The organism is Staphylococcus sp. HMSC34G04, from assembly GCF_001838765.1.
Classification (GTDB): Bacteria; Bacillota; Bacilli; order Staphylococcales; family Staphylococcaceae; genus Staphylococcus; species Staphylococcus epidermidis.
The window spans coordinates 15,766-29,562 of sequence record NZ_KV838704.1; the positions used below are offsets into that span (position 1 = coordinate 15,766).

The 13,797-nt window shown below is 33.3% G+C and carries 14 protein-coding genes; 5 read left to right on the forward strand and 9 right to left on the reverse strand.

The features are described from left to right. Positions 1-17: 17 nt before the first annotated feature. The 9 genes from HMPREF3241_RS02150 to HMPREF3241_RS02190 form a co-directional block, all read right to left on the reverse strand. On the reverse strand, positions 18-1,172 hold the full coding sequence (locus tag HMPREF3241_RS02150) for an NAD(P)-binding domain-containing protein (RefSeq protein ID WP_002486001.1): 1,155 nt from the start codon (positions 1,170-1,172) through the stop codon (positions 18-20). Between the two features lie 380 nt (positions 1,173-1,552). After that, positions 1,553-1,909, reverse strand: coding sequence for a Na+/H+ antiporter Mnh1 subunit G (mnhG1, locus tag HMPREF3241_RS02155; RefSeq protein WP_002446039.1), 357 nt, complete (start codon positions 1,907-1,909; stop codon positions 1,553-1,555). Next, on the reverse strand, positions 1,887-2,180 hold the full coding sequence (mnhF1, locus tag HMPREF3241_RS02160; RefSeq protein ID WP_001831940.1) for a Na+/H+ antiporter Mnh1 subunit F: 294 nt from the start codon (positions 2,178-2,180) through the stop codon (positions 1,887-1,889). Before mnhF1 ends, mnhG1 begins: the two co-directional genes overlap by 23 nt. Continuing rightward, positions 2,180-2,659 carry a Na+/H+ antiporter subunit E gene (locus HMPREF3241_RS02165; RefSeq protein ID WP_002457195.1) on the reverse strand — a complete coding sequence of 160 codons (480 nt, stop codon included), beginning with the start codon at positions 2,657-2,659 and terminating at the stop codon, positions 2,180-2,182. Before HMPREF3241_RS02165 ends, mnhF1 begins: the two co-directional genes overlap by 1 nt. A gap of 1 nt (position 2,660) precedes the next feature. Beyond that, positions 2,661-4,157, reverse strand: a complete 1,497-nt coding sequence (gene mnhD1 / locus HMPREF3241_RS02170) for a Na+/H+ antiporter Mnh1 subunit D (protein WP_002457194.1) — start codon at positions 4,155-4,157, stop codon at positions 2,661-2,663. Next, on the reverse strand, positions 4,144-4,491 hold the full coding sequence (gene mnhC1, locus HMPREF3241_RS02175; protein ID WP_001831949.1) for a Na+/H+ antiporter Mnh1 subunit C: 348 nt from the start codon (positions 4,489-4,491) through the stop codon (positions 4,144-4,146). Before mnhC1 ends, mnhD1 begins: the two co-directional genes overlap by 14 nt. Then, complete coding sequence (mnhB1, locus tag HMPREF3241_RS02180) at positions 4,491-4,919, reverse strand: Na+/H+ antiporter Mnh1 subunit B (RefSeq protein ID WP_002446042.1); 429 nt, start codon at positions 4,917-4,919, stop codon at positions 4,491-4,493. Before mnhB1 ends, mnhC1 begins: the two co-directional genes overlap by 1 nt. Further along, positions 4,912-7,317 (reverse strand): Na+/H+ antiporter subunit A, encoded by a 2,406-nt coding sequence (locus tag HMPREF3241_RS02185; protein ID WP_002487078.1) that lies wholly within the window; start codon positions 7,315-7,317, stop codon positions 4,912-4,914. The genes mnhB1 and HMPREF3241_RS02185 overlap by 8 nt, the downstream gene beginning before the upstream one ends. A 193-nt stretch (positions 7,318-7,510) precedes the next feature. Further along, the gene (locus HMPREF3241_RS02190) at positions 7,511-7,891 is read right to left on the reverse strand and encodes a kinase-associated lipoprotein B (protein WP_002490787.1); all 381 of its coding nucleotides are present in this window, start codon (positions 7,889-7,891) and stop codon (positions 7,511-7,513) included. Positions 7,892-7,956: 65 nt separating this feature from the next. Between HMPREF3241_RS02190 and HMPREF3241_RS02195 the strand changes: the two genes are divergently transcribed. The 5 genes from HMPREF3241_RS02195 to HMPREF3241_RS02215 all read left to right on the forward strand — a co-directional run bounded on the left by HMPREF3241_RS02195 (position 7,957) and on the right by HMPREF3241_RS02215 (position 13,720). After that, positions 7,957-8,550 (forward strand): peptidylprolyl isomerase, encoded by a 594-nt coding sequence (locus HMPREF3241_RS02195; protein ID WP_002446045.1) that lies wholly within the window; start codon positions 7,957-7,959, stop codon positions 8,548-8,550. Positions 8,551-9,014: 464 nt separating this feature from the next. Then, the gene (gene ygs / locus HMPREF3241_RS02200) at positions 9,015-9,395 is read left to right on the forward strand and encodes a S1 domain-containing post-transcriptional regulator Ygs (protein WP_001831918.1); all 381 of its coding nucleotides are present in this window, start codon (positions 9,015-9,017) and stop codon (positions 9,393-9,395) included. 321 nt (positions 9,396-9,716) lie between these two features. Next, positions 9,717-10,844 (forward strand): NADH-dependent flavin oxidoreductase, encoded by a 1,128-nt coding sequence (locus HMPREF3241_RS02205; protein WP_002487073.1) that lies wholly within the window; start codon positions 9,717-9,719, stop codon positions 10,842-10,844. A gap of 332 nt (positions 10,845-11,176) precedes the next feature. Continuing rightward, a complete protein-coding gene (locus tag HMPREF3241_RS02210) occupies positions 11,177-12,367 on the forward strand; it encodes an ornithine--oxo-acid transaminase (protein ID WP_002457191.1) in 1,191 nt (396 codons plus the stop codon). 108 nt (positions 12,368-12,475) lie between these two features. Beyond that, entirely contained in the window at positions 12,476-13,720 is a 1,245-nt protein-coding gene (locus HMPREF3241_RS02215; RefSeq protein WP_001831995.1) for a Glu/Leu/Phe/Val family dehydrogenase, read from the forward strand. Positions 13,721-13,797 lie beyond the last annotated feature (77 nt).

The following is a 13,797-nucleotide window of genomic DNA, read 5'->3' on the forward strand; positions in this document are numbered from 1 at the left end:
CTAATCGAGGTGTTTGTTTATGAGATTTTCTTATTTAAACGTTTATATGCTTTACTTATGCGTTCAGCGCTTTCTTTACCGCCCATTATATTTCTTGCAAAAGGACCTAGTTCTAAATCTGCAAGTCCACCAGCTACGAATAATTGATTTAACCATTCTAGTTCGTTTGACAAAGAAGGATAACCTGAATGATTGAGTGGTGCTTGTTCGTTTTGAATAAGGTTTTTAATGAGTGGTTGTGTTAATAATTGATTATAAAATCCGGTAGCTAACAAAATATGCTTATATTCAAAATATTTTCCAGCAGCGATAATATAGGATTCTGTTACATCATCAATTTGACTCATATGTATGACGAGTCGACCACTTTGCACATATTTCTTTAACCTTAAAAATAATTCCATAGGCATTGAACCGCTATGACGCTCGTCTTCAATTAACTTCATTCTTGCATCTGAAGAGGATATAGATGCAAGATGGTTCAATTTCTTTGGTCCTAACCAACCAGGATCAGCATCAAAATCGTGTATCTCAATATCTTTATTCATCCATAAATGAACAAGTTGGTGATTGTGTTCATTTAATAATTTTAAAGTGAGGTGGGCAGCAGATATACCTGAACCAACAACATGTTGAGTATCTTTATCTAAAGAGGCATGATAATTATCAGCAAATATGTGTTTTACATTCGCTTTATTTCTGAAAATTTCAGGTATGAATGGCGTTTGCGTATAGCCATTTGCTATCACAACACAATCGGTAACCATTTTATCGCCAGTTGATAGTTTTATACACCATTTACCTCTTGATTTATTAATAGCTTCGACTTTACCTTGTATATGACAATCATTAAGTTTAAATTGATGTATCAAATCATGAACATGATGCATAAACATATCTCTTTGAGGACGTTTATACGGGCCGTAATAAGCTGAAGTATACTGATGATATCTAGCATATTGTTTGAGATGAAACGGTTTAGGATGAATATGATGAACGAAAGGCGATCTTAAGTATGGCATACTAATACGTTGTGTATAAATATTAAATCGCTCACATAATGAGGAGTAAGGATCTATGATAGTAAGCTCCTCATTTTTTAGTCCTTCATTTTTTAATTTAAGTGCAATGGTGGTTCCTTGTAAGCCACCACCAATAATTGTCCAATGCATTGAATCGCCCCTCTACTTTCAAAACGTAATTATTACGATTTAAATCATACCACAACTTGCAAAGAGTTACAAAGTGTCATTTTTATTTAAAGAGGAGCAAAACAATTTTAATGTAAATTTACATATGAATACAAAGTATTTTGGCGAGACTCTTGAGGGAACAGGACAAGCTGAAGACTACAGGCTGAAGCTGTCCCCTAAGAAAGCGAGCCAACAATACGAAGTATTGTAAATAAATAAGCCAGTAAATGAATTTATGAAAACTCATTTTACTGGCTATTTTGCTAGGAATTATGTCCCAGGTATTAATCATATTATCGATTTAAAAAAATTAGTAAATATTGAATTTGATTTTGGTATAAAACTCTTAAAAGTATGAATTATAGCTTTGTATGCTTCATATCCTCTTTAATTTCATCAATTTTAGTATCTTTGGTATACGGTGTTTTAATGTTATAGGCAGCTTTCATGATTAAATGACTTGAAAGGGGACCAGTAATAAATACGAAAATAATTCCGATAATTAATTGCATATTTACATATCCTTCAGTGCCAATAAAGTATAAAAATGCTCCAAATAGTAAAAACATCGCACCCAGTGTGGCTGCTTTACCAGCTGCATGTGCTCTTGAGTAAACATCCCTTAATCGAATGAGACCCGTTGCAGCAAAGGCACTGATCAAAGCTCCAAGAAGAACAAATATGATAGAGACACTAGTGACGATCGTTGCTATCATGCTTGATCACCTTACCTTCATCCATAAATTTAGAAAAGACTGCAGTTCCTAGAAAAGCAAGAATACCGACCATTAAAATAACGACGAGCATGTATTTAATATTCAGTAAAATACTAAATAGCGCTATCACGGCCATTAACTGTAAACCAATTGCATCAAGTGCAACGACACGGTCTGCTAGAGAGGGTCCTAAAATAACACGTATTAACATTGCTAACATTGATAAGACAACAATAATTAAGGCTGTAATAATAAATATTTTAAAAGGCATTATTTCTCGCCTACCTTTCTAACGACCTTCTCTAATGAAGATTTGATACTTTGAATCTCTTCTTCCTTTGTACTGAAATCAATTGAGTGGATATAAATCTTTTTACGGTCATCACTAATACCTAAAACGACTGTGCCGGGTGTTAACGTAATCAAATTGGAAAGTAAAACAAGTTGCCAGTCACTTTCTAATTCCGTCTCGTACACAAAGAATCCGGGTTTATTCTCAATTCGTGGTTTGAGAATAATTTTGAGTACACCAAAGTTTGCTTTTATTAACTCAGTTAAAAATGTAATGATAAGCATCACAATTCTATATATTCTCACTAAATAAAATTGACCAGGCAAGACACGGTGCAGGAGATAAACTAGAAATAATCCTAGTATAAAACCCAATACAAAGTTATTTAAGGTATAGCTATTTGTTACAAGTAACCATATGACAGAAACAAGTAAATTAATTACAAACTGTATAGCCAAACTATTTACCTCCTAACACACTATGAATATATTGACTTGGATCGACAAACGTTTCAGCACCATCTTTGATGATTGGGAATAATGCGTCTGCAGATAATCCAAAGACTACAGTAATCACTGTAGATGCGACGGCGATAGTTGTTAGATATTTAACATTTACCTTTTTGGATAAAGTATATCCTTCAACTTCACCGAAAAATCCTCTTAAGAAAATACGTATGACTGAATATAACACGATTAAACTTGATAAAAGTACAATGATACCACTTAGATAAAATCCTTTTTCAAAGGTCGCTCGAACAATGTAGAATTTACCATAAAAACCACTAAAAGGTGGTATACCCGCTAAGCTTAGCGATGCAATAAAGAATGTCCAACCTAGAATAGGATATCCTTTAATCAAGCCACCAAAATGACGTAAGTCAGTCGTTTTAGTGATTTTGTACATGACGCCAATGAGTAAGAACAATGAAGCTTTAACTAACATATCATGTAGTGTGTAATATATTGCACCAGTCATGCCTGATTCGTTCATCATAGCAACACCAACTAATATGACACCGACTGCAATCATAATATTATAAAGGATGATTTTCTTCGTATCATAGTAAGCTATTGCACCTACACATCCAAAAATAATTGTAAGTAATGCTAAGAAAAGGATGACATAATGAGAAAAGCTTACTGTGTTATTGAAGAATAAACTTAGAGTTCTCGCAATTGCGTATACACCCACTTTAGTCAATAGTGCGCCAAAGAACGTGATGATCGCTACTGGAGGAGCATAATAAGCACCAGGTAGCCATACGTACATAGGAAAAACGCCTGCTTTAGTGGCAAAGACAAAGATAAATAAAATAAAAACAATATTGACTAAGCCGCTGTCATGCACAGAAAGTTGTGATAATCTTTCACTAATATGAGCGAGATTTAAAGTTCCTACTACTGAATATAAAACTGCAACACCCATGACAAAGAAAGATGATGAAACAACATTGACTAAAATATACTTAATTGTTTCTTGTAATTGTATTTTAGTAGTACCAATAACGAGTAAACAATATGAAGACATTAAAAAGACTTCAAAGAACACAAACAAGTTGAAAATATCTCCTGTTGTAAATGAGCCAATAATACCAATCAACATAAACATGATAGAGAAATAATAATAATGGCGTTCTCTATCTAAACCGATAGAACGATATGAGTATAAAATGACTAAAATGGTAATAATAATACTTGTGATGATGAGTAGAGCGCTAAAAATATCGACTACAAATACAATACTGTATGGGGCTTTCCAAGAGCCCAGTTCAACCTTGATTGGTCCGTCTCGTAGCACATTCTTTAAGTTAATCAATGCAACGACTAATGTTAACAATGTACCGACAAGTGCAACATATCTTTTTATTATTGGGCGCTTTCCAATAAATATGAGTAAAATTGCAGTTAGGATAGGTATGACTAAAGTTAAAACAAGCAAGTTACTCTCTATCATCTTCTGGCGCTCCTTTCATTAGCTCAACGTTATCTGTGCCTAGTTCTTTATATGTTCTAAATGCAAGAACTAGGAAGAAGGCTGTTGTAGCAAAGGCGATAACGATAGCTGTTAAAATCAATGCTTGAGGGATAGGGTCAACATAGCTTGATGTTCCTTTTTCAAATATTGGAACAGTTCCGTGTTTTAAACCTCCCATAGTAATTAAAAATAAATTTGCGGCATGAGTTAGTAGTGTAGTCCCCATAATGATACGTATCAAACTTTTAGACAAAACGAGATAGACACTTATAGATGTGAGAATACCACTAACAAAAATCATGATAATTTCCACTATTCGTTCTCTCCAATCGAAATAATTATAGTCATAATAGTTCCTACAACTGCACATAAAACACCAAAATCAAAAAACATCGCTGTCGTCATGTGCATAGGTTCAAGTAAAGGCAAAGGGATGTCAAAAGTGACATGTGTAAAAAAGTTTTTAGACATGAACCAACTTGTTAATGGTGTACCCACGCAAAATAATAAACCAATACCAATTAAGATTTTAAAATCTAAAGGAAAAATCTTTCTCATAGTTTTTACATCATATGCAATTGTAATAACTAATAATGCACTAGCGAAAAGCAAACCACCAACGAAACCGCCACCTGGTGTATAATGTCCGGCTAAAAATAGTGAAAAGCCGAACACAATGACCATGAAGAAAATAATCACGGCAGCGTATTGAAACATAAGGTTATTTTGTTGTCTATTCATGGTCATTCACCTCACTTGATTGATTTTTTTGTTTTAATCGTAATTTAATCATTGTATATACGCCTAAACCTGCAATACCTAGTACAGATGACTCGAATAAAGTATCCATACCACGGAAATCTACGAGAATGACATTTACCATATTTTTACCATGTGCTAAATCAAAAACATGTTCTTGGTAGAATTTAGTAATAGATTCAAAGTGTCTATTACCATAGCCAATTAATCCTAAAATAATCACTGATAATCCTACTCCAATTGAAATTACAGCATTTGTCAGTTTAAAAGTAGGTTTTTCATTGTAGCGATTTAAATTAGGTAGGTGATAAAAGCATAGTAAGAATAATGCTGTAGAAATAGATTCCACTACAAATTGTGTTAATGCTAAGTCGGGCGCTTTAAAGAAAATAAATAATACTGATATAGCGTAACCCACAGCGCTTAACATAATAATGCTAAACAAACGTGATTTTGCAAATATAATGAAAGTTGAAGCAATCAGTAAAAACAATACTGTTGCACCTTCAAATACGCGTAAATGACTCACGTTTTTAAAGTCAATACTAAAGGGTACACTGATGACAGTAACAAAAGTTAAAGCAATGAGAATACCTAAGATAATCACCAAATTATTTCTAGAAAAACCTGTAACATAACTATTTGTTATATTTTCGGAATATCCTGGAATACGACGGCCTGAAGTGTCATACCAATGATTCAACGTTAACTGATATGGATGTGCTTGTAATAAACGAATCCAATAACTAAATGAAATTAGCAATAAAATACCTATAATATAAATACCTATTGTTGATAAGAATGCTGGAGTTATACCATGGAATAAATGGAACTCAGCAGTTATATTTGACGTTTGACTAACTGCTTCAGATGCCGGCTCTATAATAGATTGCGTTAATATACTTGGGAATAAACCGAATACTATAACTAGTGATGTTAAAATGATAGGTGAAATAAGCATTAACATTGAAGATTCATGTGCTTGTTTTGGCAGTGCTTCAGGTTTATAAGAACCAAAGAATATATGCAATATAAATTTAATTGAATATACAAATGTGAAAATACTACCGATAATGGCAATAATTGGTAAAAGTATACCTAAAGTATTTAAACTCATTAAATTTAAATGTGTAACATTAATCATCGACTCTAAGAATTTCTCTTTTGATAGAAAGCCATTAAAAGGCGGTACACCAGCCATGCTTAATGTTGTAATAACTGTAAGCGTGAATGAGATAGGCATGATTGTAAGTAAACCGCCCAACTTTTTAACATCACGTGTACCAGTTGAATGATCAATACCACCTGTAATCATAAATAGTGCACCTTTAAATGTGGCATGATTAATTAAATGAAATATGGCAGCAACAAATCCAGCAACATAAAGTTGACTATTAGCGCCTTGATAATGATAACTTACAGCACCAATACCAAGCATAGACATAATCATCCCTAGTTGAGACACAGTTGAGAAAGCTAAAATACCTTTTAAATCTTGTTGTTTTGTTGCATTAAGTGATGCCCAGAATAGGGTGATTAAACCAACAATTGTAATTGTCCATACCCAACCTTCGGATATTGCAAAAATAGGTGTGATTCTTGAGATTAAATATAGTCCTGCTTTTACCATCGTTGCAGAGTGAAGGTATGCACTTACTGGCGTAGGCGCCTCCATAGCATCTGGCAACCAAATATAAAAAGGTACTTGTGCAGATTTTGTAAATGCACCAATCATAAAAAGTATCATTGCTAAGATAAAGAAAGGACTATTTTGAATGTCACTTGCTTTTGAAATCATAGTCTGAATACTAAAAGTATCGGTAGCTAGGGAAAGTAAAATGATACCACCTAGCATGCTCAAGCCACCTAATACGGTAATGATTAAAGATTTTTGAGCACCATAAATTGAAGCTTTTTTTTCTCTCCAGAAAGAAATTAATAAAAAGCTAGAGAAAGAAGTTAACTCCCAAAATAAATATAAAATAATAAAATTATCAGAGAGTACAACTCCTAACATTGCACCCATAAATAGTAATAAATAACAGTAAAAATTCCCGAGTTGTTCTGATTTGCTTAAATATCCGATAGAATATAAAACCACTAGACTTCCTATGCCAGTGATAAGCAAACTGAATAATAATCCGAGACCATCCACATATAAATTGAAATTCATTCCAATATGTGGCATCCAATTTAAGTTTTTCATTACGTTATTACCTGACATCGTCATTGAAATCAATGATATGAAATATATAAATAAGACAATAGGAACAGGTAATACAAACCATCCTAAGTGTATACGTTTAACGAACCGGTATAGGAATGGAATAATGAGTGCAAATATTAACGGTAATAGTACCGCAATATGTAACAAACTCACTATGTTTTCCTCCTTTAAAATTTATTTACGACACATATTATACATCAATGCGCTTCTTCTGAAAAACTATGTAACTGCTTGAAGCTCTTGATTTAAAGACTCTTTTAAATAAGAAGAAACTCGTCAAAATTTATTCAAAAATTTTAACTATATGAATAATTATTTCGCTTTATTACTAAAGTTTTAATATGGATTAGTCGAAGTGTCTTTTATATTGAATAGCGTAATCTTCTTTTAAACGATTTAAATTATTTAAAGACAATCGTGAATAATCTGTCTCCTCTTTTTTTAATTGATTCTCAAGATGTGTAATAGCATGTTGAAGTGAGTCTTCATAAGGTATGGCCTCGACATTAAACTCACGAAGTTGAGAAGGTGTTGCGTAACGTTTCTCAAAATGGCTTAAAGCTTTACGTTCATGAAAAAAGACGCCTTCTGTTTCATTGGGATGGTGTAAATCACCTTGTTTGGGATGTTTGATTACTTGTTCAACTTGTACGAGTATTTGATTTCCAGTTTCCTCTTTGATACTTACCCCATAAACGCCTGTCTTGTGAGAAAATCGATATAACATCCTATATTACTTCCTTTCATATATGTTAATATATGTTTATATCATAACACGAATGGAGAATTGAAATGACGAACTATCCTCAGTTAAATAAAGAGATTCAAGATAACGAAATTAAAGTAGTTATGCATACAAATAAAGGTGACATGACGTTTAAATTATTTCCCGACATTGCTCCAAAGACAGTTGAAAACTTTGTGACACATTCAAAAAATAAGTACTATGATGGTGTAACGTTCCACCGTGTTATCAATGATTTCATGGTACAAGGTGGGGACCCAACTGCAACTGGTATGGGTGGAGAAAGTATTTATGGTAGTGCTTTTGAAGATGAATTTTCTCTAGAAGCTTTTAACCTTTACGGTGCATTATCAATGGCTAATGCAGGTCCTAATACAAATGGATCTCAATTCTTTATAGTCCAAATGAAGGAAGTGCCTGAAAATATGTTAAGTCAATTAGCAGATGGTGGATGGCCTCAACCTATTGTAGAAGCATATGGTGAAAAAGGTGGTACACCATGGTTAGATCAAAAACATACAGTATTTGGTCAACTGATTGAGGGTGAATCAACTTTAGAAGATATTGCAAATACTAAAGTTGGTGCTCAAGACAAACCTGTTTATGATGTAGTCATTGAATCGATAGATGTAGAAGAATAATTTATTCATTAATTGCAACTATAAGTTTTGTTGTATTGTATAAAGTGTATGAAGTCAGTATTTATTTTCAGAGATAAAATCCAATCAATAATTTATAACCTGAGGCAAATTTTGTCTCAGGTATTTTAATATAATGATAATTGATAACTTGGTTAGAAAATGATACCAAAATATTTTTAACTTTACCTTGATTCTTAGAATAAAATGCTATAGACAATGTAAAAGGGTTTGATGTAATATTTCACAATTCGAATTCCAATGCTCTTTACTCATTAAATCTATTAGAAAAACATATATTTGAATGATAATTTTAATCCATTAGTTTATAGATTCATTTGCAAAACAATACAATAAGGATCCAGTTTTTAAAATTTAATGAATTTTATTATGGTTATAGTTAGTCGAGATATTTGATTTATGCTATGATATGAGTGTTAAGAAAATCGAAATAAGGGGTTATCAAGTTGAATCATCACTACAAAGTAGGTCAACATATCAAGGTACGTGTGACTGGTATTCAACCGTATGGCGCATTTGTTGAGACCCCTGACCATACTGAAGGGCTTATCCATATCTCAGAAATTATGGATGATTATGTCCATAACTTAAAGAAATTTCTATCTGAAGGACAGGTTGTTAAAGCAAAAATATTATCAATTGATGATGAAGGTAAATTAAATTTGTCCTTAAAAGATAATGATTACTTTAAAAATTATGAGCGTAAAAAAGAAAAACAGTCTGTCTTAGATGAAATTAGAGAAACAGAAAAGTATGGGTTTCAAACACTTAAAGAACGCTTACCGGTCTGGATCAAACAGTCAAAACGTGCAATTCACAATGACTAAACGACTGTCAATTCGTGCCAACATGTGATGTTACGATATATGTAATCAATCACATGATAACGACAATCTTTAAACAACAATGTGTTGTTAGGATTGTCGTTTTTTATTAATTAAATTTAACAATTATTTTGGATAAACGATGATTTCAATAAGGGGAAATAAAAGAATTTTAGACAATTATTATTTATTTGTTGAATGTAATTAACTATTCTTAACATTTTTATAATTGGGGAATAAATAATTTGTAAGCAAATAATTAGAATAGTATGTAACTAGCATGCTATAGTCATAACATCATTAAGCAAGGAGAGTATTAAAAATATGAATAATAAATATGAACCTTTATTTAAATCTTTAACACTACCTAATGGTGTTGAGGTAAGAAATCGTTTTGTTTTAGCTCCTCTTACACATACTTCATCAAATGATGATGGAACAATTTCGGATATAGAATTACCTTACATTGAGAAACGTTCCAAAGATGTAGGGATTGCAATTAATGCCGCAAGTAATGTCAATGATGTAGGTAAAGCATTTCCTGGTCAACCTTCTGTTGCACATGACTCAGATATCGAAGGGTTAAAAGAACTTGCTCAAGTTATGAAGAAAAATGGTGCGAAAGCAATAGTCCAAATTCATCATGGAGGTGCTCAAGCTTTACCAGAGTTAACACCTGATGGAGATGTTGTTGCACCAAGTGCTATTTCTCTTAAAAGTTTTGGTCAGCAAGAAGAACATGATGCTCGTGAGATGACTGCTGAAGAAATTGAACAAACTATTAGAGACTTTGGTGAAGCAACTAGAAGAGCAATTGAAGCAGGTTTTGATGGCGTTGAAATTCATGGCGCAAACCATTATCTTATTCACCAATTTGTTTCTCCTTACTATAATAGAAGAAATGATGTTTGGGCTGATAACTATAAATTCCCTGTTGCTGTTATAGATGAAGTTGTTAAAGCTAAAAAAGCTCATGCAAATGATGATTTTATTATTGGTTATAGATTGTCACCTGAAGAAGCGGAATCACCAGGTATTTCAATGGAGATAACTGAAGAATTAATTCACCAAATCGCAAATAAACCACTTGATTATATTCATGTGTCATTAATGGATGTTAACTCAGTGACGCGAGAAGGTAAATATAAAGGTGAAAATCGCTTGAAACTTATTCATCAATGGATAAATGGACGTATGCCACTTATTGGTATAGGTTCTGTCTTTACAGCTGAAGATGCACTAAATGCTGTTGAGAACATTGGAGTTGAATTTGTTGCGTTAGGTCGTGAAATTCTACTTGATTATGATTTTGTTGCTAAAATTAAAGAAGGACGAGAAGATGAAATTATAAATGCTTTTGATCCTAATCGTGAAGACCAACATTATCTAACACCAAATCTTTGGGAACAGTTTAATCAAGGATTCTACCCGTTACCTCGAAAAGACAAATAATTGAATGGTATATCTGAATGTATCTATTCCCCCTAATGTTAAACCAACATTAGGGGTTTTTATTATAGAGCATTTTATGATTTTTACTTTATTGAAATTAATGTTTATTAACGATATAACTTGTCAATGATAGAGTCGTTATGTCATTATAAATGTAAGGGCTTACATATATGTTTTGCATCAAGATTTAGTCTGTTTCATACAATTCAATTTGTCGATTATGACGATATTGATTCATTTTATTGTTATATTAAAAAATAAGTTTGAGAGTCGATAGAAATCAGTTATGATATTGTTAATAAGTTTTTATTCGAAAACGAAGGGGAGATTTTATGACTCAATCTGAAAAAATTATTAACTTAACAAATCACTATGGGGCGCATAACTACGTTCCACTTCCAATTGTTATTTCTGAAGCAGAGGGTGTATGGGTGAAAGATCCGGAAGGTAACACGTATATGGATATGCTTTCGGCTTACTCGGCAGTGAATCAAGGTCATCGACACCCAAGAATTATTCAAGCATTGAAAGATCAAGCAGATAAAGTCACGTTAGTATCACGCGCTTTTCATAGTGATAATTTAGGTCAATGGTATGAGAAAATATGTAAACTCGCAGGTAAAGATAAAGCATTGCCTATGAATACAGGAGCCGAGGCGGTTGAAACAGCTTTAAAAGCTGCTCGTCGTTGGGCTTATGATGTTAAGGGTATTGAGCCGAACAAAGCTGAAATAATCGCCTTTAATGGTAATTTCCATGGACGTACGATGGCACCAGTATCGTTGTCTTCAGAAGCTGAGTATCAACGAGGCTATGGTCCATTGTTAGATGGCTTTCGAAAAGTTGAGTTTGGTGACGTTAATCAATTAAAAGCAGCAATTAATAAAAATACAGCAGCAATTTTAGTAGAACCTATACAGGGAGAAGCAGGGATTAACGTACCACCAGAAGGATATTTGAAAACAATTAGAGAATTATGTGATGAACATCAAATTTTATTTATTGCTGATGAAATTCAAGCAGGATTAGGACGTTCAGGAAAATTATTTGCAACGGATTGGGATCATGTAAAACCGGATGTTTATATTTTAGGAAAAGCGTTAGGTGGAGGGGTATTTCCTATCTCGGTAGTTCTTGCAGATAATGAGGTATTAGATGTATTTACTCCTGGCTCACATGGTTCTACATTTGGTGGAAATCCACTAGCGTGTGCAGTTTCTATTGCAGCTATAGATGTCATTATTGACGAGGATTTACCTGGTCGTTCATTAGAATTAGGAGAATATTTTAAGTCTGAATTGAAAAAAATTGAGCATCCATCTATTAAAGAAGTTAGGGGACGAGGATTATTTATCGGTATTGAATTACATGAAAGTGCCAGACCATATTGTGAAGCTTTGAAAGAACAAGGATTATTATGTAAAGAAACTCACGACACCGTTATTAGATTTGCACCTCCATTAGTGATAACGAAAGAAGAGTTAGACATGGCTTTAGAGAAGATTAAGAGTGTATTTGCATAGGTTCAAATAGTTGTAACAATTAATTTAGAAAATCTTTAAAATGCTTTCAATTGTGTTACAATTACGAATGAAAGCGAAATCATTTAGTAAAAAGAGGCGAATAGGATCATGACTGAGAATAATAATTTAGTAACTTCCACTCAAGGGATTATTAAAGAAGCATTACACAAATTGGGCTTTGATGATGGTATGTATGACCTTATAAAAGAACCAATTAGATTTTTACAAGTGCGCATTCCAGTACGAATGGACGATGGGACAGTTAAAACATTTACTGGATACCGTGCACAACATAATGATGCAGTTGGCCCTACTAAAGGTGGCGTTCGTTTCCATCCAGAAGTTGATGAAGAAGAAGTGAAGGCTTTATCAATGTGGATGACTTTAAAATGTGGCATTGTTAATTTACCTTATGGTGGGGGTAAAGGCGGTATTGTTTGTGATCCGCGTCAAATGAGTATACACGAAGTTGAGCGTTTATCTCGAGGATATGTAAGGGCTATATCTCAATTTGTTGGCCCTAACAAAGATATTCCAGCACCAGATGTTTTTACAAACTCTCAAATTATGGCTTGGATGATGGATGAGTATAGTGCATTAGATAAATTTAATTCGCCAGGTTTTATAACAGGCAAACCTATTGTATTAGGTGGATCTCAAGGACGTGATCGCTCTACAGCTTTAGGTGTAGTCATTGCAATTGAACAAGCGGCAAAACGTCGTGGCATGGATATTAAAGATGCCAAAATTGTGATTCAAGGTTTCGGCAATGCAGGTAGTTTCTTAGCTAAATTCTTATACGATTTAGGTGCTAAAGTAGTTGGTATAAGTGATGCATATGGAGCCTTACATGACCCTAATGGACTTGATATAGATTATTTATTAGATCGACGTGATAGCTTCGGTACAGTTACAAATCTATTCGAAGATACAATTTCTAACAAAGAATTATTCGAATTGGATTGTGACATCCTTGTTCCTGCTGCAATTTCTAATCAAATCACTGAAGATAATGCGCACGATATTAAAGCAAGTATTGTTGTTGAAGCTGCTAATGGCCCTACGACACCTGAAGCAACACGTATTTTAACAGAAAGAGATATATTACTAGTGCCGGATGTACTTGCAAGTGCAGGGGGTGTGACTGTATCTTATTTCGAGTGGGTACAAAATAATCAAGGTTATTATTGGACTGAAGAAGAAGTCAATGACAAACTACGTGAAAAGTTAGTAACAGCATTTGATACGATTTATGAATTGTCACAAAATAGAAAAATTGATATGAGGTTAGCAGCATATATAGTAGGTATTAAACGTACTGCTGAAGCGGCAAGATATAGAGGTTGGGCATAAGAAAAATATTATAAGTATATGATGAAAACCCTGAGACATCAGTTGTAGACTGACCCCAATTAGTGGGAATTATATAA

Coding starts and splice junctions, on each gene's coding strand:
- HMPREF3241_RS02195 (WP_002446045.1), top strand. CDS start 7,957: ATGACGAACTATCCTCAGTTAAATAAAGAGATTCAAGATAACGAAATT.
- mnhG1 (WP_002446039.1), bottom strand. CDS start 1,909: ATGATAGCAACGATCGTCACTAGTGTCTCTATCATATTTGTTCTTCTT.
- HMPREF3241_RS02150 (WP_002486001.1), bottom strand. CDS start 1,172: ATGCATTGGACAATTATTGGTGGTGGCTTACAAGGAACCACCATTGCA.
- mnhB1 (WP_002446042.1), bottom strand. CDS start 4,919: ATGAATAGACAACAAAATAACCTTATGTTTCAATACGCTGCCGTGATT.
- HMPREF3241_RS02205 (WP_002487073.1), top strand. CDS start 9,717: ATGAATAATAAATATGAACCTTTATTTAAATCTTTAACACTACCTAAT.
- HMPREF3241_RS02190 (WP_002490787.1), bottom strand. CDS start 7,891: ATGTTATATCGATTTTCTCACAAGACAGGCGTTTATGGGGTAAGTATC.
- mnhF1 (WP_001831940.1), bottom strand. CDS start 2,180: ATGCCTTTTAAAATATTTATTATTACAGCCTTAATTATTGTTGTCTTA.
- HMPREF3241_RS02210 (WP_002457191.1), top strand. CDS start 11,177: ATGACTCAATCTGAAAAAATTATTAACTTAACAAATCACTATGGGGCG.
- mnhD1 (WP_002457194.1), bottom strand. CDS start 4,157: ATGATAGAGAGTAACTTGCTTGTTTTAACTTTAGTCATACCTATCCTA.
- HMPREF3241_RS02215 (WP_001831995.1), top strand. CDS start 12,476: ATGACTGAGAATAATAATTTAGTAACTTCCACTCAAGGGATTATTAAA.